This is a genomic window from Pseudanabaena sp. UWO311, assembly GCF_006937785.1.
GTDB lineage: Bacteria > Cyanobacteriota > Cyanobacteriia > Pseudanabaenales > Pseudanabaenaceae > Pseudanabaena.
In genome coordinates this window covers 197,510-222,674 of the sequence record NZ_SJEE01000001.1, presented here as the reverse complement: position 1 = coordinate 222,674, position 25,165 = coordinate 197,510, and the positions used below count along the sequence as shown (strand labels likewise).

The window sequence follows — 25,165 nt, the reverse complement described above, 5'->3', positions numbered from 1 at the left end:
TGGGTTTTGCTATATAAAAATTTATTGGTTTGGGGTTGAGAGTAAAGCACTATCAGAAACTTGAGCAATTTCCTGTAATATCTGGTCAAACACTTTCCTTAAGATCAGCTTTTCAGTGGTAAACACATAGGGAACTTCATCGACATCATCCAACGAGTGACTATCTAAAACTAGACAACTTTCGCCATCAGCCATCAACCATTCAAGTTGGAGTAACGCTTCGCGATCACCTAATTCGCTGCTATAGCCTTCTCGAAATTCAAGCTCTATATCTGAGTCATAACCATCAACGGGAATAAAAGCCGTTAATTTCGCATGATAACGAAGATTAAAATCTACAGCATATCCCAGCTTGATTAAGATCTGTTCTAACAATGAGTAAGTAAGCATATTAAGGTTGATCCTAAACTGAGGAGGACTCCATCGATCGCTTCTTCAGATTTACTATTATATCGTGACAATTGGCGTTCTTTTGCCATTGCATAAAAGTGTGATGATAAAGTTTTCAAGTTACAATTGACAATTTGGAAACTGTAAAAACTACCCCCTTCCCATCGAATAATTAGTGGTGCGTAGCGAAGACGTGCTCCACTAATTATTCGTACAAAAACTTTCAATTGCACCTAATGCTTTGAGTGTAGATTTTTGTGCCTCAGTCAATCCCTTTACCTTAGCAATATTAGTATCTTCATAGGGCTTAGGAATTTTCAGCAATTTTAAACTCTTGCCAGTTTGCATATCCCAAAGTCGATTCGTCCCATCCTCGCCGCCACTGGCTAAAAGCTGACCATCAGCACTAAAAATCAGATCGCCCATGTAGCCAATCCCGAACTCTCCATCTAAATGTTCCAAATAACTATTAGTGTTCCAATTCCACAGCTTTATCTCTGAAGTATTGCCACTTATCCCTAGAATCGGCGAAGTTGGACTTAGGGCAATTGTCCAAACAGGAAATTGACTTTGCAGAGTTCTCACGCAATCAAAAGTTGCCAGATCCCAGAACTTAACCGTGTAATCCATACTACCACTAATCAACATCCCATCTTTACTAAAGGCTAAACTTTCCACCCGATCGCTATGTCCCGCTAAAGTCATTAGACATTTATGCGATCGCAGATCCCAAATTTTAATCACGCCATCCCAACTGCCACTAGCAAGGATTTCACCATTGGCATGAATCGCGAGGGATTGAACAGGACTGGTATGACCGTACAAAGTATGTAAGCATTCTCCCGTTGGCAAATGCCAAAGCTTAATCGTGCGATCGCCACTTCCTGAAATCAACATCTCGCCATTAGGAGCGAAAATCACAAATCTCACCCAAGTCGAATGTTCTTGGAGGATTTGAGAACAGGTTCCATTTTTAGCGTCAAAAATCTTGATCGTATGGTCATAGTTGCCACAGGCAAAGGTTTGCTGGTCAGGGCTAAAGGCGACTTGCATCACTCCCGATGTACCCAGATCGAAATTTTTCAAACATTTTGCCCTCTCAATATCCCAAACTCTGACGCTCTGTTCTTCATAACTAAAGGAGAAGAGAGTATTGCTATCATGACTAAAGACAACAGGCTTCGTGGCTCTGTGATAGCCCTGAATCGTTCTAATACATTGCCCCGTCTCCACATCCCATAACTTCACAATCCGATCGTCGCTGCCACTCACTAACGCCTTCGCATCGGGACTAAAGGCAACCGACCAAATGCGATTTTTGTGACCATACAGAGTTCTAATTACTTCACCTGTACTCATTGACCAAAGCTTCACAGTTTCATCATCACCTGCACTCGCCAGCATTTGACCGTCGGAACTAAAAGCGATCGCCCAAATCTGTTTTTGATGTCCTGCGATCGCACTCACGATTTGTCCCGTATGAACATCCCAAATCTTGATCAGGCAATCTTCACCAGCACTAGCAAGCTGTGCTTCTGAACTATGGGCTACGCTTTGGGGCGCAAAGGCGAGGGCATAGACCGCACTAGCATCGACAATGGTTCGCAGACATTCTCCAGTTTGCACGCTCCATAGCTTAATGGTGCGATCCAAGCTGCAACTAGCAACCATTTGACCATCAGGGCTAAAGGTAACCGATCGCACGATCTGCTCATGTCCCTCTAAGGTCATCAAGCATTTGCCCGTCTTGACTTCAGTTAACTTGACTGTACGATCGCCACCACAACTAGCAATCAGGCGATCGTCAGGACTAAAAGCAAGACTCGCAACTCCAATAGCATGGGCTTCCATTGCAAAGACACATTCTCCTGTCTGCACATTCCACAGCTTAATTTTGCGATCGAGGCTACCACTAGCCATCATCTGACCATCATGACTGAAGGAAAGTGCAAATATAAATTCGCTATGGGCTTGAGTTTTGAAGAGTTGACTGCCATCCGCCACGAGCCAAAAATAAATCCAGCCCCTGACATCGCTAGTAGCTAAAATTTTGCCATCGGGACTAAAGGCAGTCGCCATCACACTGCTAAAGGTGACTCGGAAAGCGGATTTAGCTAGATCGCAGTTAGAGAAATTTACTCGATGCAGTTCCACTTCTCTAAGATCAGCTTGCCAAATCGATAGATTAGAGAAATCATAACCCGTCAGGTCGATATGCAGATAGCAGAGAAGATTCAACAAATTACCCCCTGCATAGCCTTGCTTAGGTTGGATTTCTGCCTTTAGTCTCGTTAACGCCAAGGCGATCGCTTGAGAGTCTGCCTTATCCGCAACAGATTGGAGGATAAAGCGAGTCTGAGCATCACGAATATAGTCTTTGGCAGTGGCTTCAATGAGAGCATGACTATGGAGTAAATTCAGCTTCTGTTCAGCGCAGTCAATCTCCTGACAAATCTTTTCGATGAATTGATAATTGACATATTCCATTACCACAGGCTGAAGGGTAAATCCATTAGCCGTAACTTCAATTAGCGATCGCTTTTTCAACAATTCCAGAGTCGTGATTAGTCTTAGTTTTGATTCTCGCGATAGTAGATTCTCTTTTAAACTGATTGCCAAAATAGGTTCACGGGCGATCGCTAGCCAATACATCACCTCCTGCTCCGCTTCCGATAGCCTCAAAAATTGCCGATGCAGCAAATCCTGAATATCGCCAAAGGTCAGTCCTCCTTCCCGCATCAAGGCTAGCATTTGAGCAACATCACCGCCCAGTAAATCGCGAATCCCTGCGGCAACAATTTTAAGAGCGAGGGGATTACCCGCATAGTGGGTGATGATTTCCTGCCATTCCGCCTCGTTTGCCGCAATCGATTCTCGCTCGAATATCTGCAATCCATCCTGTTGCGATAAGCCCGATAAAGGTAGCGATCGCACTTTGTCACCCATCAATCGCGATAGTTCGGGTGGTGCTTCGCGACTGGTCATCACCAAACAGCTTTGATGGCTACGTTCGCCGATATATCTAATCAAATCGCCATAGTCTTCATAGCCAGACCTATAGTAATAGCGATCGCTCAGAATCGATTCCCAGTTATCAATTACCAGCAAACATCGCCGCGCATCTAGATAGCGAATCAGGAGGTCAAGCTGGGCGGGTAAATGATCGGGAAGTTCAAGCGGTTGCGGATGGGAGAGAAACTGCAAAATATCCGTGAGGATGCTCTCGAAAGATGGGGCATTGCGGAGCGATCGCCAAATCGTAAATTCAAATTCTTCTTTTAATTGATGGGCGAGTTGCGATGCTAAGGTCGTTTTGCCCATGCCACCCATGCCCAAAATGGTGACAATTTGGTAGCGATCGCCCATTACCCATTGTTCTAACTGTTGCAGTTCACCAGTACGCCCATAGAAATTACGAACTTGCTGCGCCTCTTTTAAATCGATTTGAGGAGTCCTTGCGATCGCTTCTTGCCAATCCACACCCAAAAATTCACAGATCTGCATGAAGGTATCTTGACGAATATCATCCCCCTGAAAAAAACGCTTAGCCACACCAATCGATCCAGCCCTTTCTAGGACTTGGCTAGCAGTCTGGGACAGTCCAAGCTGACGTAATTTGTCCTTGAGTATTTGCTGTCCTCGTTTAGACGCTTTTGCCATAGTTTCTCGCCATAGTTTTGAAGGGCTAGCAAGCTTTGCTAGCCCTATTTTACAGATCGCGGCAATAGCGATCGCAAAATGTCGATCCTATTGACGATCCTGCAACTGATCCTAAAAGTGAGTCTTTCGCCCAAATTAACTCAGGCATCCTATTAGACAAGCGTTATCTACATCTAATCGGAGTTAGACATGAACAAGAATTTTTGGCTCAAGGGTTTTCAAGTTAAAGCAATTATCATCTCGCTATCGTTAGCCTTACCAGTCGTCGTCATGGCACAAACCTATGGCGATCGGCAAGCCAATGCTACTCCTGACGTACATGCTTATTCCTACTCAATCGCCGACCTAGCCAATGCAATGCGCTGGCATTGGTAAATACGGTTCTAGAAAAAATACTATTCCAATTTGATGCAGCCTAAATTAATAATGTGTTTAAAAAGAATATTGTCAAGATTACGATTGGCATCTTCGCATCTCTATTGACAGCATACATAGGAATCTCTGTGATTGCTGCAAATATCCTCTCAACTCCTAGCAGGATTTTTGATCCCCAAGCAGTCTCAGTCTTTAGTAAACCTCCTGAAGACGTTCATTTACTAGCTGCTGATGGAGTAGAAATCGCAGGATGGTTTCTTCCTTCAAAACTTAATCAGAAGGCGATCATCCTCGTACATGGGATGAATTCCAGTCGTACAGTAGAATTTGATGGTCACTTCCCAGGATTTGCGGCGGGATTGAATCGTGAGGGCTTTACGATTTTAATGATTGACTTGCGCGGTCACGGACAAAGCGATAGTGCCAGATTTACCTTTGGGATCACCGAAAGACGAGATGTGATTGCGGCAGTGAATTGGTTGAAAAGTAGAGGCTATCAGCCTAAATCAATAGGCGTAATTGGTGTTTCTATGGGAGCATCAACTGCGATCGGCGCAACCGCAGAAGACTCTGATATTGGAGCCTTAGTTACGGATAGCGCCTATGCCGAAGTCTACCCAGTGATGCAACAGAATTGGAGCAATGTTTCAGGACTTCCCAATATTTTTTTGCCATCAACAATGATGTTTGGAAGTTGGCTCACTGGTTACAATCTCACCCAGTCTAAGCCAGTTAACGAAATTGGAAAGATTGCTCCTCGTCCTATGTTGATTATTCATAGCAGATCTGACCCCTTCACCCCTGTAAATCAAGCCTATGCTTTGAAATCGGCAAATCCTCTATCAATTTATTGGGAGACTTCAGCGACTAAACATGCCGAAAGCTACAATACAAATCCTCAAATTTACATTAGAAAAGTCTCTGATTTCTTTAACCAGAACCTGAAATAGCATTTGCTTCAACGAATTTTTTTAATCTTATTATTTTGAGGCAAAATTTGTGAACTATTTAGAAGCATTTTCACCAAACTATGCGATCGCACGAGAGCGTTTTCGAGCAAAGTCTTTAGCTTGTGGTTACGATTGCACAGCCTATCCAATCGATCAAGTTAGTCCAACTGGTGAAGAATTAACTATTGATGTAGCGATTTCTGTTACATCCAACCCAAAAAGAACCATAGTAATTTCCAGTGGATTACATGGGGTTGAGGGATTCTTAGGATCAGCAATTCAATTAGCCTTGCTAGAACAACAGCAAATCCTCGCTTCCCGATCTCCTGATACGAGAGTAGTACTCATTCATGCCCTAAATCCCTATGGCTTTGCATGGCGAAGGCGTTGGAATGAAGACAATGTGGACTTAAATTGCAACTTTTTACTGCCTGAAGAAGAGTTTACGGATAGTCCTAAGAATTACTCTAAATTTAATGCTTTCCTAAATCCAACTTCACCACCATCAAAATTTGAACCCTATATATTGCATGCTATTTGGCTAATCTTGAAACATAGCATGACTAGCTTAAGGAATACTCTTCCCGTAGGACAGTATGATTTTCCAAAAGGGCTTTTCTTTGGTGGCAACAGACCCTCGAAAACCCAAGAAATTCTTGCTGCTAATTTGCCTCAATGGATTGGTAAAGCATCAGAAGTATTGCATATTGATTTCCATACAGGGCTGGGAAAGTGGGGAACTTATAAACTTTTGCTGGGATTGACACAACCCACATCTTCTCAAAGATTAGCAGAAAGATTTGGAGCAGATGTAGTTGAAATTTCTAGTACAGAAGGCGTGTCATATCAGATTCGCGGCGGTTTAGGAACTTGGTGTCAAAATCTTTTACCAGAATGTCGCTATAATATACTAACGGCAGAGTTTGGGACTTATCTAGCAATTAAAGTCTTGCAAGCACTTCGGGCTGAAAATCGCGCTCATCACTGGGGAAATTCTCACCAAAATTATGAATGGACGAAACATCAATTAGTAGAATGTTTTACGCCAGCCTCTCATAAATGGAGAGCGCAATCCCTAGTTCAGGGGATCGAAATTTGCAAGCAAGCTCTATCTGGATAATAGCAATTCCTATTTGCCAATGTTACAGGGATGCGTAGCACTGCAGAAGGACTCTTATTGTTAATTGGTATGGGGATACTGTTAATGATCCTCTGATTGGTTAGCTAAGCGATCGCACAATTTCACGATGGGAGGATAATACCAAAACACTAAATGTACGCCATTTTGTGTTTTTAAAACCCTTACATAGTTTGGTCTTTAATTCACAAAAGTGTGACGACACTTTTGTGAATTGGTATAAATCACAGAGTAATGAGTGTCTATAATAGTCAGGCTGGACTTAGCCACAACGCGAATAACTGCATACCTATGAGCGACCAAACTTGGCATCACGACGCTATTGATACGAATGGCATAAAACTGCACTATGTTACTCAAGGCAAAGGTACGCTGATGTTATTCCTGCATGGATTTCCTGAATTCTGGTACTCATGGCGACATCAAATCCCTGAATTTGCTAAGGATTATAAGGTTGTGGCTGTTGATTTGCGGGGTTATAACGATAGCGATAAGCCTCAAGATCAAACTGCTTATGTGATGTCCGAGTTTGTGGAAGATATCAAAGGCGTGATCAAAGGTTTGGGCTATGAGAGCTGTATTCTCGTTGGACATGATTGGGGAGGAGCGATCGCATGGTCTTTTGCCTATGCCTATCCTGAATTGGTGAATCGTTTGATTGTGATGAATTTGCCTCATCCTGCTATGTTTGCGTCTGGGCTAAAGACACCGCAGCAGATGCTCAAGAGTTGGTATATTGCGTTCTTTCAAATTCCATTTTTGCCTGAGTTCTTGATTCAGTTAGATGACTATCGACTAATTGGGGAGGCTTTTCGAGGGATGGCGATCGATCAGAGTGCATTTACGGATGCGGATATCGAGCAGTATAAGAATGCTTTTGCTAAGCGCGGAGCTTTGACTGGTGCGATTAATTACTATCGAAATCTACCTAACTATTTATCCCAAAAGAAAGTGTGGGGTATTCTCAAAATTCCGACTTTGATGATTTGGGGTGAGGAGGATCGGGCTTTGGGTAAGGAATTAACCTATGGTACAGAGGAGTATGTGCAGGATTTGCAGATTCGCTATATTCCTAATTGCAGTCATTGGGTGCAGCAGGAACAACCGCAGTTGGTTAATCAAATGATGCGTGAGTTTTTGAATGAGGTATGAAGGCTTTTCACCTTATAATCCCCTGTGTCAATTAGATGATTTTGACTTTGGCGGCAGCTTCTGTTGCCTTTTGACGGGACTCTATAGCATCTTTCCCTTTAGCCAAAGCGACACCCATGCGGCGGTAGGGTCGAGAATCTGGTTTACCAAACAAACGGATTTCGGTGTTAGGAATCGCAAGAGCTTCTTCTACACCTGCAAAAGAAATATTGTCACTGGTTTCACTGGCAAGAATGACTGCGCTTGCCGACGGACTGAGCAATTCAATCGTGGGAATAGGCAAGCCTAAAATTGCACGTAAATGAAGTTCAAATTCGTTAAGGTTTTGGGAGATAAGAGTAACCATTCCTGTGTCATGGGGACGGGGAGACAGTTCAGAAAAAATTACTTCATCTTTGGTGATGAAAAATTCCACACCGAAGAGCCCTGCGCCACCAAGTTTATCGGTAACTTTGCGGGCAATGTCCTGTGAATCCTTGACTTGGGCACTGGTTAAGCCGACGGGTTGCCACGATTCTTGATAGTCACCTCGTTCCTGACGATGCCCGATCGCTTCACAAAATAAAGTCTCTCCCTGCCATTGACGGATTGTTAATAGGGTGATTTCGACTTCAAAGTTGATAAATTCTTCGATAATAATTTTGGCAGTATCACCTCGCGCTCCAGCGATCGCATAATCCCAAGCTTTTTCCAATTCATCGGCATTTCGCACAACGGATTGACCTTTGCCAGAGGAAGACATAACAGGCTTGATCACGTTTGGGAACCCAATTTCGACAGCAACGCTTTTCAGTTCATCAAGGCTTGTGGCGTAGGAGTATTTGGCAGTACGTAAGCCCAATTCGTTACTTGCTAAATCCCGAATGCGATCGCGGTTCATGGTGAAGTTAGTGGCGGCGGCAGTAGGAATGACGGTATAACCCTGCGCTTCGAGGTCAAGCAGTTTCTCGGTACGGATAGCTTCTACTTCTGGCACGATCAGATCAGGTTGATGTTTTTTCACGACTGCCTCAAGAGCATCACCATCCAACATCGAAATAATTTCTCGATAATCGGCTACTTGCATCGCAGGCGCATTGTCATAGCGATCAACTGCAATCACTGTATTACCAAGTCTTTGGGCAGCAATAACAACCTCTTTACCTAGTTCACCAGAGCCAAGAAGCATGATTTTTTTTGGTAATGCGATCGCCATTAAATTTCTCTTGCGTTTTGAGTGTGTTTTAAAATAGGTAGGATGGGCGGCGCTAAGCGCCGCCCATCCTACCTATTTTAATCGTTTGTGTGGCTATATATTTGAGAATTCGGATGAATCAGCTTGTGGAGACTCATTAGTGGTATTAGTAGCGTTAGAATTCAAAGAAATCTTATCTTTATAATATGCATTATCGAAGTACTTCTTGCTCTCTGGATCATGATTAGGAAGTACTCCATTAATAACAAGTCCCATTATACTTTGTCCAGATTTTTCAATCATTGCTTTTACAAAAACTGCATTCAATGAATCTACAATACCTAGTCTAGCTATTAATAAAATATTGTCAGACAATTGACCTAAAATTATCAAAATCTTTGTCATGCCTAGATCTATTTTTAGAGATGCCCATTAGTCAATACGGGCGATCGCAGCAACAGGTCCGCCCCCTGATGGTCCCTGATGCTCGCTACCTCCTGATACATAGACCATTGGATCTTGGACGATTGAGGCAACTACTGCAACAACTACAGCCCTAGCCATCCTTGTGTGGTTAATATCTGAATCATCCATCATCGTATGTCTTCTTCCCAACAGCTCTCCAGATGGATCAGCTTCAGCTTTAGCAAATATATTTACAATCCGATCGCTTTTTTGACCTGTTGAGGCGATCGCATTAGTTATGGCTTGGATATCTAGGGCATGTTGCATCACACTATGACCAATGACAAAATTACTGGTTGATGTCGGTGCATTTCCCAATACTAAAATTTCGCAGTTGCGTAGCTCTACTCCTGCGGAAGTGGAAGCCACAGTGGAATACAAAGCATAATTTTGGCAAATATCATCTGAGGTGAGATCTTCTAGTTGAACTTCACCTAATGCTACTGCGACCCCTAGGGCTGAGGCTCCTCGTGAGTAGCCCATTGACTGATAGCTACTTACGGATTTACTCGTAGATTGAATATCATCTAGCAAGCGATCGCGACTGGTGACAAGTGGGCATTTAATCTGGACAAAATGTACGTCATCTTTGGCTATTCCTGCGGATACGATCGCTTGATGAACTGCCAGAGCCACTTCCTTGACCATTGTTAATGAGCCGATTTCCGCAGAGGTAAAATCACGGGTATGAATCACTCCCAAGGTCAAAGCCTTACGGGTTGGGCTATGTGGTTGAGAAGGCTGACTAGTGAAAATTGTCAAATGGGGACTTATAGCTCCTTCAGTCCCACCAGACATCACATAAACAATCGATGCAGATTTTTCTTTCCCAACAAAATTAGCAAGATAGTTCTTTAAGGTTTGTACCGCAAAGCCGCGTGTGAAGTCATTGACGCAGCCATTTCCTTCTGTCTTACCCAAAATTGCTACAATCTGTTGCGGATTAATTTCGCTAGATGCGATCGCTGCTTCTAGCGCTGTGAGATCATCTGGACTATTTTGAGGAAGCTTATATACGTCAACTTTCATAGGGTTTTGGCTGAATAGATTAGGTAAAGGTAAAAGCTAAGGTTTCGTTTAGCATAATAGACCCATCTTCGTCACCTACTTTGTAACCTGCGATCGCTACACCTCACAAAACCCAAAATCTCAATCAGACTTTAAGACACAGCGATCTCATCAAAAATACCCCGAAATTTTCACGCTTTTGGGTTTAGCGAGAAAATGCCTTTGTGCAAGACTTGTAGCATATAGCCAAAAGATCTTTCTTCAGCATAATCAAACTTTTTAATCATTTCCTCCAATAATTTATTTAGCTCAACCATAGTTTTGTCTTGGAGCATTCTGTAAATATCTTGTCCAAGTAGATAAATATTGGCATCAAGAAAGTCAACATCCCCACTAGAAAGCTCTTCTTCTAATTCATTGTAAACTCGATCATCATCTTCATACTTCGATAGAATGAATTCAATATCTTCTAAATCTTTGTTGGTTCTTTCTCCACGATCGCCCCAAGCAAAAACTTTAAGGACTATAAAAGAGGGGATATCAATGACTTGAATTTCCAAATCATCAATATTCGTGATTGTGGCATAAGATAGTGCTTCTTCAAAACCCAAAACACTCATGGGATTGCCACTATCAGCCCAAATAATTTGTTTGTCTGGCTCACCAATTGTACCAAAAGGAACTATATCAACATCAATATCAGTTTCAATATGTCTAAATCTATGAGGAGTTTTCGTAGACTTAAAGCGTGGAAGATCAGCATTGATAAGAGCTTCACGTAGGGTTTGATAGGATTCCCAACTATCTATAGATATTGCTACGTCCCAGTCTTTCGTTCCTCTTCCTTCTCCGAACTTTTGATCGAATATTATCAACCTAGCTCCCGCACCAACCAAAATCATTGGTAAATCAAGTGTTTTGACAATGGCTATTAGATCGGCTAAAACCTTCCTCTCTCTAGAATCAATCATCACTTTTGCGCTAGTTCCGCAATATATTTATCGAAAATAAGTTGGGCTGTTTCTTTCAAACGACTATCCCCAGTACGAACTAGTTCAGCATGAACGAGTAGTGGATTAATAAGATTATTTAATTCTCCGTTGTGATCGTGCTGATCACTTTGTCTGTCAAGTCTTTGATGGATTTCTATATTTCCATCAGGATCGGGTTTTAGCCTTAGATCGACTACTAGCGGAAAGTAATAATGATCTTTGTGAATGTGTAGTGTAGCTCCTACAGGACGAAGATATTGAGTCATTATTGAAGCGGCAAGTTCGCCACCAATTAAATAGCCATATTTCTGAGCATATAGCTTAAGTTTATTTTCGATCTCCCAAAAGTTTTGTTTCCCTATATATCTAAATGTTCCTATTAACAATTTTGAACGTAATCTTTCAGCATATCCTAACTCCCATCTTTCAAGGAGTTTAATGTAGTCAATGATTTTATATCCTTCACTAGTACGTTTAATGTAATCAAGTTCTTGAAGTTTTTCCAGTGTATTTTTTACTGTCTTAGGGGTAATACCACTTCCAAGAAGACAATCAATTTTTTCATAACTTCCATTAATTCCGTCACTTGCAATAATTGACGGATCTTTAAGAATGAAATATATTACTTGCAATACAGGAACGGTGATCTCTAAAGATTTATTTGTATTTTCTTTTGAAGTTTGATTGCGAACTACTATATAAATCTCTGGACTATTGAGATAGATATTTCCATCAATATCAATAAATTCAATGTTTCTCTCTATTAGTTGATCTACAACCAGACTAGATAAATTACGAGTAACTAATAAAGGTCTTTGTTTATCATTCAGTCTTTTCGCTAAATTGGCAAAATATTCAGCAACTTGCTCAACTATGTCATTTGTTATCCCTGTTTTAATCTCACATATATAATTAGCCGTCTTATTAGATGTACTAATTATTAACTCTCCATCAGCTAAAACCTCACTAGAAAAATAAGGCTCGCCTTGAATAGTCGCCTTAATATTGGGTAGTGATTCCAAAAACAGGAGGCATTTCTGGAAGAGAGGAGTTTTGGGATACATGAAATTTTTGTCTAAATTCATTGAAACTAATTATAACCTGCAAAAAATCTTGAGGATACCTATGCCATTTTTGACAAGATGTGATAACGTATTTGCACTTTCGTGCTGTCAAAAATTGACATCCTAGAGACAGCAAGAAAATAGCTACGCTACTTTTTTGCTGAGTATGCCCCCCGATCGCCACTGCGTATATCGAATATGTACATTAAAAATGTAGAACTCACCAGATTTAAATCCTTTGGCTCGACCGTGTCAATCCCACTACTGACTGGGTTTACAGTGGTTTCGGGTCCCAATGGTTCGGGTAAGTCGAATATTCTCGATGCACTGCTATTTGCGCTGGGGCTGGCAGGCTCTAAGGGCATGAGGGCCGATCGCTTGCCAGACTTGGTGAACCAAGCCCATAGTAAAAAGGGGCGGATGGTCGAAGCGATCGTCACCGTGACCTTTGCCCTTGAAGAGGCAGAAATGGCAGCATTACAAAGTGAAGGGGTAGAGATTCCTACTGCGGAAGGGCAAACTATTGGCGAATGGACGGTGATGCGCAAGTTGCGTGTTACTACACAGGGGACTTATACATCTACTTATTATATTAATGGAACACCATGTAACTTGAGCGAATTGCATGAGCAATTAGCTAAGTTCCGTATTTATCCTGAAGGTTATAACGTCGTATTGCAAGGGGATGTTACGGGCATTATCTCCATGAATTCGCGGGAGCGGCGGGAGATCATTGATGAATTGGCGGGTGTAGGCGAGTTCGATCGCAAAATTTCGACCGCCAAAGATAAATTAGATGATGTTAAAGCTCAAGAAGAGAGGTTTAGGATTGTTGAGCAGGAACTGATTGCCAATAAAGAGAAACTAAAGAGCGATCGCGTTAAGGCAGAGAAATATAAGGCGCTAAGGCTGGAATATGAGCGCATGGAAGCATCGGAGGCGGTGCTGCAACAGCGGGAGATTACTTATCAGCAATCATTGCGTAATGTTGAATTAGTTAATAATCGCGAACAATGCGGCAATATTGAGAAGTCATTAGCAGAACTCTCGCAGGTAATCGAGACGGGGACAGTTCAGCTTAACGAACTTAGCGATCGCGTCCATACTCTCGGTGAAGAAGAATATCTCTCGGTTTCTAGCAATTTGTCTGGGCAACAGGCGGAATTGCGCGGTTTGCAGCGTCAGCAGCAGTCACTAACTAGTTCCTATCAAAACAATCAAAATCATATTGTCAGCACCCAAGAAGAAATCGATCAACTCTTACGCGAGTCTGAAGAATTAGAATCACAGAAGCAATTTAAAGAAGAATCAGCGGCTACTGCTGAGAAAGCTCGCGATCAACAGTCATCGATTGTTTCCCAATATCGCAAGGAAGTGCAAGCGATCGCATCAGCTTCCTCAGAATGGGTACGTCAGCAAACACAACTTCGTCAAGATGTTGATAGCGCTCAAGCATCTCTCGATCCGCAAAAGCAAGAGCAAACAAGACTTAGAGAGGTCCTCAATCAGCGATCGCTCCAATTAGAATCACAAGAAAAGGAACTCAAAGAGATTCAGGCAGGTGAAGGACGTTATGCTGTTGACATGCTCTCCAATCAGTCATTAGAAGATGCTTTGCGATTGCAAGAAGCAGAAGTCAGTGGTGCTGAGGCTTTGGTTCAAACCTTAGCGAAAAATCTCGCAGAAGCGCAGTTAGAAGTACAACTTCAAAATGAAACGATTGATCGCATTACTCAAGAGCAGCGAGTGAAAACGCGACAACTTGACAAACTCGAAGCCCAAGTCCAAGCAAGCCGAGAAGTCCAAGGAACCAGAGCTTCTCAAGTCGTAATCGAAGCAAATATGTCAGGTGTATACGGCTTGGTCGCTCAGTTAGGATTAGTTGAGCCTCGTTATCAATTAGCTTTAGAAATTTGTGCTGGTGGCCGCTTAGGCAATCTGGTTGTGGATAATGATGAAGTTGCATCAGAAGCGATCGCCTTACTCAAACGTGAGAGAGCAGGACGCGCTACATTCTTACCGTTGAACAAACTAAATGCTGCTAAGTTTCCTTCGCGCACCGAAGCTCAGAGACTTGGCGCGATCGACTATGCCTTTAATCTCGTCACCTACGAAGACCGCTATCAAGATGTATTCTCCTTTGTGTTTGGGAACACCCTCGTATTCGAGAACCTCACTCAAGCGAGGTTTCATATCGGCAAGCATCGTATGGTGACATTGGAAGGTGAAATTCTTGAAACATCTGGCGCAATGACTGGCGGCAGCGCTCCTCTACATAGCAGTCTGCATTTTGGTAATGCTAAGCCTGCCGAATCTTCGGAAACCAAACAACTGCGCGATCGCCTCTTAGAAATTGACCAGATGCTAGCCAGCCTAAATCACCGTTTGCGTGGCGCATTAACGGGCATTGCCAAGTATGAAGAGCAACTACAATCAGCAAGAACTACTCATCGGGAATCCCAACTCAAGCGCGATCGCATCTACGAACAAATCGAACGCAATAGTCGCGATCGCACTCGTCTACAAGATCAAATTCAACAAACTCGCGCTGCGATCGAAATCGGGCAATCACAACTGAGTACACTCGATGGCAATATTGCCGAACTGGAAGCTAAGCTACTAGTCAAACGCGCCGAACTGACAGAACTAGAAAAATCGGGAACTCACACCCGTTGGCTGCAAGCACAAGATGCAATGCAAGGACAAGAAGCGCTGCTAAATAGTGCAGAAATCGAACTGCGCACCGCCAAGCAACAACTAGGTGAGTTAGAGAACAAACATAAACTCGCCTTAGAGAAAATGGCTCAGCGCCAAGTTCGTCTCCAAGAGCTACGAGGCACTCAAGCAGAGCTGATGAATAGTACATCGCAAATTCAGCATCAAATCAAACAAACTGAAGCAGCGATCGTCTCCTATCAGGCTCGTCTTGATGTGCTTGAACAAACCATTGGCGCTGCAAAACAAGAGCGTGATGCCTGTGAGCGATCGCTGCGTGCTCAACAGCAACAACTTCAACAACAAGAATGGCAGTTACAAAAAAATCGCGAACGTCAAACCGAACTGGAACAGCAAATTGCTCAATTTACAGAGCAACTTGCCCAAATTGAACTTCCTGACATTGTGCCTGAAGTTCCCGAAACCATGACCCTTGAGCAGTTGCAACTAGAGCAACGCCGCTTACTCAAGCGCATTCAGTCAATGGAACCAGTCAATATGATGGCGATCGCTGAGTACGAAGCCACATCGCAACGCCTCGACGAACTCAGTAGCCGTCTGGAAACCCTCAATCAAGAACGTACTGAACTCTTAATCCGCATTGAGAATTTCACGACCCTGCGTCAACGTGCCTTCATGCAAGCCTTTGATGCAGTAAATGGACATTTCAAAGAAATCTTTAACGAACTCTCAGATGGTGACGGTTATTTACAACTTGAAAATCCTAATGCGCCTCTCAGTGGCGGATTAACCCTTGTTGCTCACCCCAAAGGCAAACAAGTGCAGAATCTCTCATCAATGTCTGGAGGCGAAAAATCTCTTACTGCGCTTAGTTTTATCTTCGCGCTGCAACGCTATCGCCCTTCGCCTTTCTACGCTTTCGATGAAGTCGATATGTTCCTTGATGGTTCCAACGTGGAGCGCCTTTCAAAAATGGTTCGTAAGCAAGCAAACCTTGCTCAATTTATCGTCGTCAGTCTCCGCCGCCCGATGATCGAAGCATCAGAACGCACCATCGGCGTAACTCAAGCGCGTGGAGAACATACTCAAGTTTTGGGCTTAGAACTGCGATCGAGTTGATAAACACGAGAGGCGGCGCTTCGCGCTATCACTCGTATGTATTAACAGATTTACCGTAGGGTGCGTTAGCCATAGCGTAACGCACCCTCTAATTTTGTTGACAATGGTGCGTTAGCGCAGCGTAACGCACCCTACTAATGCTATAGCTATATAAAAAATCAAAATATGCAAAATCCACAAGTTAGCATCATCATGGGCAGTGACTCTGACCTACCCACCATGCAAGGCGCGATCGCAATTTGCCAAAAATTTGAAATCTCCCATGAAGTTGCGATTATCTCTGCTCATCGCACACCCGAAAGAATGGTGGAATTTGCCAAAACAGCGCATACTCGTGGCATTAAGGTCATTATTGCAGGAGCAGGTGGTGCAGCTCATTTACCTGGTATGGTAGCGGCGCTTTCACCTTTGCCTGTAATCGGTGTACCAGTTTCTACCAGACAACTTAGTGGTGTTGACTCTCTCTATTCGATTGTGCAAATGCCTAAGGGAATCCCTGTGGCGACCGTAGCGATCGGTAATGCTGACAATGCAGGGCTACTAGCAGTGCAGATTCTAGCTAGTCACAACCCTGATCTTCTCCAACAGGTAATAACATATCGTCAATCTTTGGCAGATATGGTGATGGAGAAGCAAGATAAGCTAGACGAATTAGGAAGCGAAAAATATTTGCTGCAAATGTGATTTATTTGTGCGGCTTGCAATTTTGAGCACAAACCAGTCTTGGGTTTTCACCGCCGCAGGCGGTGAAAACCCTGCACAATGAGAATTGCTGTCAAGACCTGAATCTAGAGGATTTTCGACACGATCGCTGATAGGATAAAAGGCTAAAGTGTTATTGCCTAGTACAGCATGGATTTTCAGTCGGTTATTTTGGCGTTGCAAAAATATTGGAGCGATCGCGGATGTTTGATTGCTCAACCCTACGACATCGAGAAGGGTGCTGGCACAATGAGTCCGCATACATTTTTGAGAGCGATCGGCCCAGAACCATGGAGCGTAGCCTATGTTGAGCCATGCCGCCGCCCCACCGATGGACGCTATGGACAAAATCCTAATCGCTTGCAACATTATTATCAATTTCAGGTAATTCTCAAGCCATCGCCCGATGACGTGCTGGATCTATATCTAAACAGCCTTAAGCATCTCGGCATCGATCCCGACGATCATGATGTCCGCTTCGTCGAAGATGATTGGGAATCACCGACCCTCGGCGCATGGGGTGTTGGTTGGGAAGTTTGGCTAGATGGAATGGAAGTCACCCAATTCACCTATTTTCAACAGGTTGGGGGCTTAGACTGTCGCCCTGTTTCTGCGGAAATTACCTATGGTCTAGAGCGTCTAGTCATGTACCTGCAAGGGGTGGATTCGGTTTACGACATTGTGTGGCGATCGCACCCACAGTTAGGCGACATCAAATATGGACAAGTACATCACCAAGGCGAAGTCGAGCATAGTGGCTATAACTTTGGTAACTATGGCGGCAAGCCACAGGATTCAGATTTGCTCTTTGAATTGTTCTTACAATACGAGAAAGAAGCAGGACATTTATTAGAAGCTGAACTTGTATTACCAGCCTTTGATTATGTTTTGAAATGTTCACATTCCTTTAATTTGTTAGATGCGCGGGGTGTAATTTCGGTAACAGAGCGGGTGCGCTATATTGGCCGAATTCGCAACTTAGCACGTCAAGTTGCCAAGCTTTATTACGCTCAGAGGGAAGCACTAGGATTTCCTTTAGTTTCTGAAGCTGCGCTAACTACTTAAAAAAAGCTCAGACAACTATATCTAGGGTAAATAAAACCACAAATAAATAAAGGCGGCGCGAAGCGCTGCCTTTATTTATTTGATTCGTAATGGCTGTATTAAGGATTATTAACTAGTTTCTCATATTCACCTTAGATAAAGAACCGATCTCGTATTGTTGTGATTTAAGAACTCAAAAGAAACTTTTATAAATATCTGATTTTACATAAAATTCATGTATAAACCTTTTCTTGACTATCTAGAACAGTCGCTATTTCAAAGGTTTGACTTGCAAAGCCGCTTGATACCAGAAGGTTTAGAGTCTTGTGTTAGCGATCGCGGCCGTAACCCTGCAACGATTCGGAGTTGGTGCTATCAATGTTCGGAATTTCGCAAAATTCGCTACACATACATTGATGCAGGTGCAAGCGCCCAAATTTTTAATAGCGTCATTTATCCAAGCCATAACTATGACTTGCCACTATTGGGAATTGATTTTTTGTCATTTGGATCGGTCAAGAACTTGATTGTGATGGACTTTCAGCCATTATTTCAAGATGCTGCTTATCTTGAGAAATATATTTATCCCCTCAAAACGTTACACGATAAGTATCCAGACTTAGCGCAAAATTTGGAAATGAAGTTTTATGATGCCAATCAATACTTCTCCAAATATTTATTGTTTGCCAAAACAGATTCTGAAACCGTCAAAACCAGAGTGCTAGAAGCATTCAAAGATTATTTGAATCTCTATTGGTCAATGCTTGCGGATGCAACGCCTCTATTGGATCAGTCCGATATTCAGCGAATCGTTAAAGCTCAGAAAGACTATGACCAATATAGTGCCGATCGCGATCCTGCCTCTGGGCTATTCAGCAGTTACTTTGGGCATGATTGGTCTGAGAAGTTTTTGTACGAATTTTTGTTTGAAGATGCTAAGCCTTTGGCAGTGACGGCTTAAATGACTCTATATCAACCTTTCTTGGATCATGCGATCGCTTATTTAAAAGAACGATTGCCTGATTTGCAGCCATATCCAATTCCTGAAGGATTCGAGTCCAAATCGGCGATCGTTGGCAAGGGAAGTCACCAGAATGAAGTCTTGACTACCAGTTTTGGCTATCAGTCATCTAAGCTTCGTCAAATTCGGGCAGCCCATGTCCAAGGTGGAAGCTCACTTCAAGTTTTAAATTTTGTCATTTTTCCGCATTTAAACTATGACTTGCCATTTTTTGGGGGTGACTTAGTCACGCTCCCTGGGGGACATCTGATTGCATTGGATATGCAACCATTGTTTCGGGACGATCCAGACTATCAAGATAAATATACCAAGCCAATTTTGCCGATTTTTGAGTCCTATCAACAACATTTAACTTGGGGTGGTGATTTTCCTGAAGAAGCAAGTCAGTTTTTCTCTCCTGCTTTCTTATGGACTAGACCAAAAGAAAATGAAGTGGTAGAAACTCATGTGTTCCATGCTTTTAAAGATTATCTTCAGGCTTATTTAGACTTTTGCGATCGCGCTGAGCCCATCACTAATGAACAGAGATTAGCTGAAATTAAAGAAGCCCAGCTGAGATATTTACGTTATCGAGCTGAGAAAGATCCTGCAAGGGGAATGTTTAATCGATTCTACGGTTCGGAATGGACTGAAGAATACATTCACGGATTTCTGTTTGACTTAGAGCGCAAATTGGAACATAGCTAAGAAAGAATAAGGTGGTGCTTTGCACCACCTTATTCTTTCTTAGCTATAGTTGTCGCTAAGAGCGAAGTTTGAAGAACAATATTTTGAAAAGAGAGAAGCTCGCGTGAAATATTTTTTTCTGTCTCAAGGTTGGCGACTAAGAAGAGTATGGGAGGTCACTGGGTTATGGAATGACATGGCATGGCGACGCAAGCCGATCATCATTCCCGTTGGGATTTACCTTGTTGATGGAAAAGAGGAAATGATTCTCTATAAAGTTGAAGAAGTGATCCAAGCTATAGAAGTGATTCCAGAAGAATTACCAAGAAGTAGCGACTCTAGTGATAGTAAACCCGCGATCGCTCAGGTACGTATTACCCGATTATTGTCGGCAGAGCAAGTTTTAGAAAGAATTGTGCCTTTGCGATTGGTCGGCACATCATAATGATTTAGCGATGCTGGCTTGCAAAGCTCAAGTAATTGCTAGTTGCTATACAGCAAAGCTTATAACCATTAAGGCAAAGGGGTTTCTGAATATCCTCATACCCTAATCTCTCAGAAATTTAGCTAAATGCGATCGCCACAATGTCATTTAAGATCAAAAACCTAGAAAGCTTTCCCAGAGTGAATTCCTGAAAACAATTTCTGGTTTTAGGATCTTGATCTGACTGCTGATCGCGATCAAAAAAACGAGATTTTGAAACAACCCGTTATAAATTGTGACAATCTGTAATGAAAAACGATCCAACGACATAGTATAAACAAATAGGTAGGAAATTGAACTGAGCGAGATTGATAGAAACAAAGTATTTATCTAATTGAGTCAGCTTTCCCAACTATTTAAAACAAAGATTTTTCTAAGGTTTTCTGAAATAAAAATCAGATAAGGTTTAGATTGGTCAATCGTCCATCAGACTTTAATTAGTTTGAGGATGACATAAAAAATAAAAGATAATTACAAAACTGGAGATAACAGTATTATGTACGACGCATTTGCAAAGGTAGTATCCCAAGCCGATTCCAGAGGCGCTTATATCAGTGCTTCCCAAATTGATGCTCTAAGTGCAATGGTTGCCGATGGCAACAAGCGCTTGGATGCTGTAAACCGCATCACCAGCAACTCTTCTGCAATCGTTGCTAATGCTGCTCGTGCTTTGTTCGCTGAACAGCCTGCTTTGATCGCTCCTGGTGGAAATGCATACACCAGCCGTCGTATGGCTGCTTGCCTACGTGACATGGAAATCGTATTGCGCTATGTTACCTATGCTATCTATTCTGGCGATGCAAGCATCTTGGAAGATCGTTGCCTCAATGGTTTGAAAGAAACCTACTTGGCTCTTGGTACTCCTGGTACTTCCGTTGCTGCTGGTATCGGCAAAATGAAGGATGCTGCAATCGCGATCGCTAACGATTCCAATGGTATTACCCGTGGCGATTGCTCAGCTCTAATGAGTGAAATCGGTAGCTACTTTGATAAAGCTGCTGCTTCTGTTGCTTAGTTTTAGTTTCTTAGTCTTGACTTTTATAGACTGGACTAAAGACTGAATAATTTAAGTTTTTTGATTGATTCCATTTCTTTCTGACTGAATTAATGAATTTTTCAGCAGATCGTATTTACCTTAACAAGATTATTTTGGAGAACATCCCACAATGAAAACCCCTTTAACCGAAGCAGTATCCGCCGCCGATTCTCAAGGTCGTTTCCTTAGCTCGACCGAAACCCAAGTTGCTTTTGGTCGTTTCCGTCAAGCAACTGCTGGTCTAGCTGCTGCTAAAGCATTGAGCGAAAAGGCTTCTGGCTTGGCTTCTGGCGCTGCTAATGCAGTTTACAGCAAGTTCCCTTACACCACCTCGATGTCTGGTCCTAACTATGCTTCTAGCCAAACTGGCAAAGACAAGTGTGTACGTGACATTGGCTACTACATCCGTATGGTTACATACTGCTGCGTAGTTGGTGGTACAGGTCCAATGGATGATTACTTGGTTGCTGGTATTGCTGAAATCAACCGCACCTTTGATCTTTCTCCTAGCTGGTATGTTGAAGCTCTTAAGTATGTTAAGGCTAACCATGGTTTGTCTGGAGACTCTGCTGTTGAAGCTAACTCCTACATCGATTATGCAATCAATGCTCTTAGCTAATTCTTCGCTTTAAAATAAAAAGCACCTCTTCGGGGGTGCTTTTTGCTTTTTAATGGAGCGAGAGCCATTTATTACGACCAAATTAAAATTATGAACGAAGAATCTGGCATTCCAGACGACAATCAATTAACAATCGAACAAGCTCTAATCAATCTCCAGAGCGAAGACTTGGGATTGCGAGTTTATGCAGCTTGGTGGTTAGGACGTTTTCGAGTGAATTTGCCAGAAGCGATTGACCTACTAATTTTAGCTTTGGCTGATGAAGCCGATCGCACTGAAGCGGGAGGGTATCCATTACGGCGCAACGCGGCAAGGGCTTTGGGGAAACTGGGCGATCGCAGGGCAGTTCCAGCATTAATCAAGTCGTTAGAATGCAATGACTTTTATGTTCGTGAAGCTGCTGCTCAATCCTTAGAAATGTTGGGTGATGATTCCTGCGTACCATATATATTCGAGTTAATCAAAAATCCTAATTTTAAAGTTAGTGCTGACGCAGAACCAGAACACCCTTATGATGCTTTCTTAGAAGCCTTAGGAACATTAAGAGCTGTAGGAGCGATTCCTGATATCTTGCCATTTTTAGAGCATCCAATCCCTAAAGTGCAATATGCTGCCGCAAGAGCGATGTATCAACTTTCGGAGTCGGAGGTGGCTAACCAATATGGCGAACGCTTAATCATGGCTCTGTCTAATGACGATTTGCAATTGCGGCGCACGGTTCTTTCAGATTTGGGCGCGATCGGTTATTTGGCTGCGGCGGAAGCGATCGGCGATACGCTTGCGGAAAATAGCCTCAAACTAATTTGCCTGAAAGGATTGTTAGAAAAACAAATTCCTCTTGCGATACCTCCAGAACTTACAGAAGGTGCGGTGAGAGTCATGGCTCTGATGGATGATTTATTGTAAAGTAGAGAAGCGCTTTGCGCTTCCCTACTTTTTAAACCTATGACTGATCGCCTTACTCAACTAATACAGGCTGTAGAAGAAGCAGATTCTTCTAAGCTTTTACTTGAAGCTGTTCAAAATCTAGCTGATGCTCAATTAGTAGGTGCTATTCCCATTTTGATTGAGGCTCTGAGCTACAACAATCCTGGTGCTGCTGTTGCTTCGGTGGATGGATTAATCAAGTTAGGAAATCCTGCCGTACCTGCTTTGCTAGAGCTATTGGATATGCACAACTACACAGCGCGATCGTGGGCGATCCGCGCTTTAGCTGGCATAGGCGATCCTAGAGGTTTGATAACTTTGCTTGGTGTGGCGACTGCCGACTTTGCGATGAGTGTTCGTCGTGCTGCGGTCAAAGGGCTAGGGATGATGAAATGGCGTTGGTTTCCTGATGAACTCCGTGAAATGGCGCAGGAAGAAGCTTTAGATGCATTATTGTTTGTAGCACAACAAGATGAAGAATGGGTCGTGCGCTATGCGGCTGTGGTAGGTTTAGAGGCTTTAGCGATTACGATCGCTAATAAACTTCCCACATGGCGATCGGAAATTCAAGTGCAATTTAATCTAATGGGATGTAACGATGAGGTGTTGGCGATTCGTGCTCGTGTCTGGCTAGCTCAACAAAGGTTGCAGCAGAGGCTCCAACAAACTTATACAAGTAATTTTGATATTTCTCAAAAAATCTCAGCAGTTCAAGAAAAAGAATCTCCTTTAACATCGGATGATTGGCAGAATATTCTCAATCATCTTTATGAAATGAAGAACGAAGAACGGCTTAGTGCCGTTAGCGAGGGAGATCCACGCCGTTTTCAGGACTTAGCCGCAGCGATAAAAGATAAGCTACACAATTAAATTGGTGAGGCGACGCTTCGCACCGTTTCACCAATCAAAAAACAAGAGAGAGTTACAGCGCTTTACGCTGTAACTCTCTCTTGTTTTTTGATAAATCCTAATATTGAAGCTGTTTGATCACGAGTAGAGTTATATCGTCATAAACTCGACTTAAGCCGATAAAAGTCTTAAGGTTCTGAATAATAGCTTCACAAATTAACTGAGCGGATTCTTGGCGATGATTTTGAACAAGCTGGCATAAACGTTCTAGTCCATAAAACTGACGATTTGGATTTTCTGCTTCTGTAATACCATCTGTATAGAGCACGACAATATCTTCTGGGTTAAGTTTAATTTGAGCTTGCATGATAAATGCACTAATATCAGCCTCTAATCCGAGGGGAAAGCCCAAATCATTAGTATCGATTCGCTCTACAGTACCATCTGCTCTGACGACAATTACCTCTTCATGTTGTCCAACTAAACTCAGTTGTCCTTGAAAATAATCAATCAACAGAAGCGTCATATTTTTGTCAGAATTCATCCTTGTAACATTTTCATACAGTACAGTGTTCAAAGCTTTAAGAACCCGAATGGGATCTTTTTCCTGTAAAACGCTCATAGTTAGCACTGCTGTTTGTGCCATGATCATCAAAACACCACTTTCTAATCCATGTCCAGTGACATCGCCAATGCCAATTTTGACCCGTCCATAGTGATGTAAAACATCGTAATAATCCCCACCAACTTCATTTGATGGCTCCATAAATCCCGCAATATCAAGCTCCTTGATGGTTTCCAGTTCCTCATCTAGAGGTAGCATCATCTGTTGCAAACGGCGTGTCACATCCAGTTCAGAGCTCATTCGCAGGTTTTCTTCCTGCAATCGCTCGTTCAAATAGGTAATTTCTGCGTTAGCAGACTTTAAATCTTGAGTTCTTTGTTCAACGCGAATTTCTAGATGTTGATTTAACTCTTGCAAAGATAATTGGGCTAGTCTGCGTTCCCTTACAAAACCTTTAACTCGCAAAATAATGATCGTGGCTGTTACTAATAAAATCGGAAAACTCAATCCTGCAAGTAACAACGATTGGAACAAAAACTGGCGATAGCGATCAAGACTACTCTCAGTTTCTAGTAATATCGCATTTCGAGTTGTTAGTATGCCATCGGCATAGATTTGTTTTAGAGATTCATACTCAGTCCCCGATAAAATACGCATTGCCTCTGACGATTTGCCTTGGTGGACTAATTCAAACGATTTTGTCTCCAAATCAACAAGCTTGAGATTAGCCTCATCAGTCTTTTTGGCATTGGCATTATAAGTATTAGGAGTTTGTTCGATAATTTGCTTGATTGTAATTTCTAGCTGCGACACAAATTGATTGTATCGAGATTCCCATTTAGAATCGCCTGTTCCAGCATACATTCGCGCAGACATGGTTAACACTTCATCGTAGTAGATGATTTGGTTGCTCAAATTTTGTAATTTAAATTGATTGGCGATCGCTTTGTCAAAGGCTTGATACGTTGACCAAACATTCCATGCGGAGGCTCCAAATAATAGTCCACTAAATCCTAAGGAAAGACTGATAAAAGCTATGAGGTGAGAGCCTGAAGTCACTTTTTTTGTTTTTTTAGGACTATTCATTTT

22 protein-coding genes are annotated in these 25,165 nt (G+C 42.6%); 14 read left to right on the top strand and 8 right to left on the bottom strand.

Annotated features, from left to right (window positions below; genetic code table 11):
• Positions 1–21: 21 nt before the first annotated feature.
• Both PseudUWO311_RS01080 and PseudUWO311_RS01075 read right to left on the bottom strand, forming a co-directional pair.
• On the bottom strand, positions 22–390 hold the full coding sequence (locus PseudUWO311_RS01080) for a hypothetical protein (protein ID WP_142653249.1): 369 nt from the start codon (positions 388–390) through the stop codon (positions 22–24).
• Between the two features lie 201 nt (positions 391–591).
• Positions 592–4,050: an NB-ARC domain-containing protein gene (locus PseudUWO311_RS01075; protein WP_142653248.1), complete on the bottom strand. Its 3,459-nt coding sequence runs from the start codon at positions 4,048–4,050 to the stop codon at positions 592–594.
• 189 nt (positions 4,051–4,239) lie between these two features.
• On the opposite strand from PseudUWO311_RS01075, the gene PseudUWO311_RS01070 reads away from it, so the two are divergent.
• The 4 genes from PseudUWO311_RS01070 to PseudUWO311_RS01055 all read left to right on the top strand — a co-directional run bounded on the left by PseudUWO311_RS01070 (position 4,240) and on the right by PseudUWO311_RS01055 (position 7,665).
• The gene (locus PseudUWO311_RS01070) at positions 4,240–4,425 is read left to right on the top strand and encodes a hypothetical protein (RefSeq protein WP_142653247.1); all 186 of its coding nucleotides are present in this window, start codon (positions 4,240–4,242) and stop codon (positions 4,423–4,425) included.
• Between the two features lie 53 nt (positions 4,426–4,478).
• The gene (locus tag PseudUWO311_RS01065; RefSeq protein WP_142653246.1) at positions 4,479–5,375 is read left to right on the top strand and encodes an alpha/beta hydrolase; all 897 of its coding nucleotides are present in this window, start codon (positions 4,479–4,481) and stop codon (positions 5,373–5,375) included.
• 49 nt (positions 5,376–5,424) lie between these two features.
• Complete coding sequence (locus tag PseudUWO311_RS01060) at positions 5,425–6,495, top strand: M14 family metallopeptidase (RefSeq protein WP_142653245.1); 1,071 nt, start codon at positions 5,425–5,427, stop codon at positions 6,493–6,495.
• 309 nt (positions 6,496–6,804) lie between these two features.
• Positions 6,805–7,665, top strand: coding sequence for an alpha/beta fold hydrolase (locus tag PseudUWO311_RS01055; RefSeq protein ID WP_142653244.1), 861 nt, complete (start codon positions 6,805–6,807; stop codon positions 7,663–7,665).
• A gap of 31 nt (positions 7,666–7,696) precedes the next feature.
• On the opposite strand, the gene purT is transcribed toward PseudUWO311_RS01055, so the two are convergent.
• From purT to PseudUWO311_RS01030, 5 genes are all read right to left on the bottom strand, one after another.
• Positions 7,697–8,860, bottom strand: a complete 1,164-nt coding sequence (gene purT, locus PseudUWO311_RS01050; RefSeq protein WP_142653243.1) for a formate-dependent phosphoribosylglycinamide formyltransferase — start codon at positions 8,858–8,860, stop codon at positions 7,697–7,699.
• A 93-nt stretch (positions 8,861–8,953) separates the two neighbouring features.
• On the bottom strand, positions 8,954–9,244 hold the full coding sequence (locus PseudUWO311_RS01045; protein ID WP_142653242.1) for a hypothetical protein: 291 nt from the start codon (positions 9,242–9,244) through the stop codon (positions 8,954–8,956).
• 27 nt (positions 9,245–9,271) lie between these two features.
• A complete protein-coding gene (locus PseudUWO311_RS01040) occupies positions 9,272–10,333 on the bottom strand; it encodes a ring-opening amidohydrolase (protein ID WP_142653241.1) in 1,062 nt (353 codons plus the stop codon).
• A gap of 170 nt (positions 10,334–10,503) precedes the next feature.
• Positions 10,504–11,283, bottom strand: coding sequence for a hypothetical protein (locus tag PseudUWO311_RS01035; RefSeq protein WP_142653240.1), 780 nt, complete (start codon positions 11,281–11,283; stop codon positions 10,504–10,506).
• The gene (locus PseudUWO311_RS01030; RefSeq protein WP_223807393.1) at positions 11,283–12,326 is read right to left on the bottom strand and encodes a type IV toxin-antitoxin system AbiEi family antitoxin; all 1,044 of its coding nucleotides are present in this window, start codon (positions 12,324–12,326) and stop codon (positions 11,283–11,285) included. The genes PseudUWO311_RS01035 and PseudUWO311_RS01030 overlap by 1 nt, the downstream gene beginning before the upstream one ends.
• 240 nt (positions 12,327–12,566) lie before the next feature.
• Between PseudUWO311_RS01030 and smc the strand changes: the two genes are divergently transcribed.
• The 10 genes from smc (at position 12,567) to PseudUWO311_RS00980 (ending at position 23,532) form a co-directional block, all read left to right on the top strand.
• Entirely contained in the window at positions 12,567–16,163 is a 3,597-nt protein-coding gene (smc, locus tag PseudUWO311_RS01025) for a chromosome segregation protein SMC (protein WP_142653239.1), read from the top strand.
• Positions 16,164–16,328: 165 nt separating this feature from the next.
• On the top strand, positions 16,329–16,847 hold the full coding sequence (purE, locus tag PseudUWO311_RS01020; RefSeq protein WP_142653238.1) for a 5-(carboxyamino)imidazole ribonucleotide mutase: 519 nt from the start codon (positions 16,329–16,331) through the stop codon (positions 16,845–16,847).
• 168 nt (positions 16,848–17,015) lie between these two features.
• Positions 17,016–17,930, top strand: a complete 915-nt coding sequence (glyQ, locus tag PseudUWO311_RS01015) for a glycine--tRNA ligase subunit alpha (protein WP_142653237.1) — start codon at positions 17,016–17,018, stop codon at positions 17,928–17,930.
• A gap of 214 nt (positions 17,931–18,144) precedes the next feature.
• A complete protein-coding gene (locus tag PseudUWO311_RS01010) occupies positions 18,145–18,870 on the top strand; it encodes a 15,16-dihydrobiliverdin:ferredoxin oxidoreductase (RefSeq protein WP_142653236.1) in 726 nt (241 codons plus the stop codon).
• Complete coding sequence (locus tag PseudUWO311_RS01005) at positions 18,871–19,617, top strand: phycoerythrobilin:ferredoxin oxidoreductase (protein ID WP_142653235.1); 747 nt, start codon at positions 18,871–18,873, stop codon at positions 19,615–19,617.
• 103 nt (positions 19,618–19,720) lie between these two features.
• Positions 19,721–20,041 (top strand): hypothetical protein, encoded by a 321-nt coding sequence (locus PseudUWO311_RS01000; protein ID WP_142653234.1) that lies wholly within the window; start codon positions 19,721–19,723, stop codon positions 20,039–20,041.
• 535 nt (positions 20,042–20,576) lie between these two features.
• A complete protein-coding gene (locus PseudUWO311_RS00995; RefSeq protein ID WP_142653233.1) occupies positions 20,577–21,095 on the top strand; it encodes a phycocyanin subunit beta in 519 nt (172 codons plus the stop codon).
• A 151-nt stretch (positions 21,096–21,246) separates the two neighbouring features.
• Positions 21,247–21,735: a phycocyanin subunit alpha gene (gene cpcA, locus PseudUWO311_RS00990; RefSeq protein ID WP_142653232.1), complete on the top strand. Its 489-nt coding sequence runs from the start codon at positions 21,247–21,249 to the stop codon at positions 21,733–21,735.
• A 90-nt stretch (positions 21,736–21,825) separates the two neighbouring features.
• Positions 21,826–22,641, top strand: coding sequence for a HEAT repeat domain-containing protein (locus PseudUWO311_RS00985; protein WP_142653231.1), 816 nt, complete (start codon positions 21,826–21,828; stop codon positions 22,639–22,641).
• A 39-nt stretch (positions 22,642–22,680) separates the two neighbouring features.
• On the top strand, positions 22,681–23,532 hold the full coding sequence (locus tag PseudUWO311_RS00980) for a HEAT repeat domain-containing protein (RefSeq protein ID WP_142653230.1): 852 nt from the start codon (positions 22,681–22,683) through the stop codon (positions 23,530–23,532).
• A 97-nt stretch (positions 23,533–23,629) separates the two neighbouring features.
• Here PseudUWO311_RS00980 and PseudUWO311_RS00975 read toward each other — a convergent pair whose 3' ends face one another.
• On the bottom strand, positions 23,630–25,162 hold the full coding sequence (locus PseudUWO311_RS00975; protein ID WP_223807392.1) for a PP2C family protein-serine/threonine phosphatase: 1,533 nt from the start codon (positions 25,160–25,162) through the stop codon (positions 23,630–23,632).
• Between the last annotated feature and the right edge of the window lie 3 nt (positions 25,163–25,165).

What these genes read in the sequence shown, in the direction of transcription:
- PseudUWO311_RS01080 (WP_142653249.1), bottom strand. Translation starts at nt 390, where the DNA reads ATGCTTACTTACTCATTGTTAGAACAGATCTTAATCAAGCTGGGATAT.
- PseudUWO311_RS01075 (WP_142653248.1), bottom strand. Translation starts at nt 4,050, where the DNA reads ATGGCAAAAGCGTCTAAACGAGGACAGCAAATACTCAAGGACAAATTA.
- PseudUWO311_RS01070 (WP_142653247.1), top strand. Translation starts at nt 4,240, where the DNA reads ATGAACAAGAATTTTTGGCTCAAGGGTTTTCAAGTTAAAGCAATTATC.
- PseudUWO311_RS01055 (WP_142653244.1), top strand. Translation starts at nt 6,805, where the DNA reads ATGAGCGACCAAACTTGGCATCACGACGCTATTGATACGAATGGCATA.
- purT (WP_142653243.1), bottom strand. Translation starts at nt 8,860, where the DNA reads ATGGCGATCGCATTACCAAAAAAAATCATGCTTCTTGGCTCTGGTGAA.
- PseudUWO311_RS01045 (WP_142653242.1), bottom strand. Translation starts at nt 9,244, where the DNA reads ATGACAAAGATTTTGATAATTTTAGGTCAATTGTCTGACAATATTTTA.
- PseudUWO311_RS01040 (WP_142653241.1), bottom strand. Translation starts at nt 10,333, where the DNA reads ATGAAAGTTGACGTATATAAGCTTCCTCAAAATAGTCCAGATGATCTC.
- PseudUWO311_RS01035 (WP_142653240.1), bottom strand. Translation starts at nt 11,283, where the DNA reads ATGATTGATTCTAGAGAGAGGAAGGTTTTAGCCGATCTAATAGCCATT.
- smc (WP_142653239.1), top strand. Translation starts at nt 12,567, where the DNA reads ATGTACATTAAAAATGTAGAACTCACCAGATTTAAATCCTTTGGCTCG.
- purE (WP_142653238.1), top strand. Translation starts at nt 16,329, where the DNA reads ATGCAAAATCCACAAGTTAGCATCATCATGGGCAGTGACTCTGACCTA.
- glyQ (WP_142653237.1), top strand. Translation starts at nt 17,016, where the DNA reads ATGGATTTTCAGTCGGTTATTTTGGCGTTGCAAAAATATTGGAGCGAT.
- PseudUWO311_RS01010 (WP_142653236.1), top strand. Translation starts at nt 18,145, where the DNA reads ATGTATAAACCTTTTCTTGACTATCTAGAACAGTCGCTATTTCAAAGG.
- PseudUWO311_RS01005 (WP_142653235.1), top strand. Translation starts at nt 18,871, where the DNA reads ATGACTCTATATCAACCTTTCTTGGATCATGCGATCGCTTATTTAAAA.
- PseudUWO311_RS00995 (WP_142653233.1), top strand. Translation starts at nt 20,577, where the DNA reads ATGTACGACGCATTTGCAAAGGTAGTATCCCAAGCCGATTCCAGAGGC.
- cpcA (WP_142653232.1), top strand. Translation starts at nt 21,247, where the DNA reads ATGAAAACCCCTTTAACCGAAGCAGTATCCGCCGCCGATTCTCAAGGT.
- PseudUWO311_RS00985 (WP_142653231.1), top strand. Translation starts at nt 21,826, where the DNA reads ATGAACGAAGAATCTGGCATTCCAGACGACAATCAATTAACAATCGAA.
- PseudUWO311_RS00980 (WP_142653230.1), top strand. Translation starts at nt 22,681, where the DNA reads ATGACTGATCGCCTTACTCAACTAATACAGGCTGTAGAAGAAGCAGAT.
- PseudUWO311_RS00975 (WP_223807392.1), bottom strand. Translation starts at nt 25,162, where the DNA reads ATGAATAGTCCTAAAAAAACAAAAAAAGTGACTTCAGGCTCTCACCTC.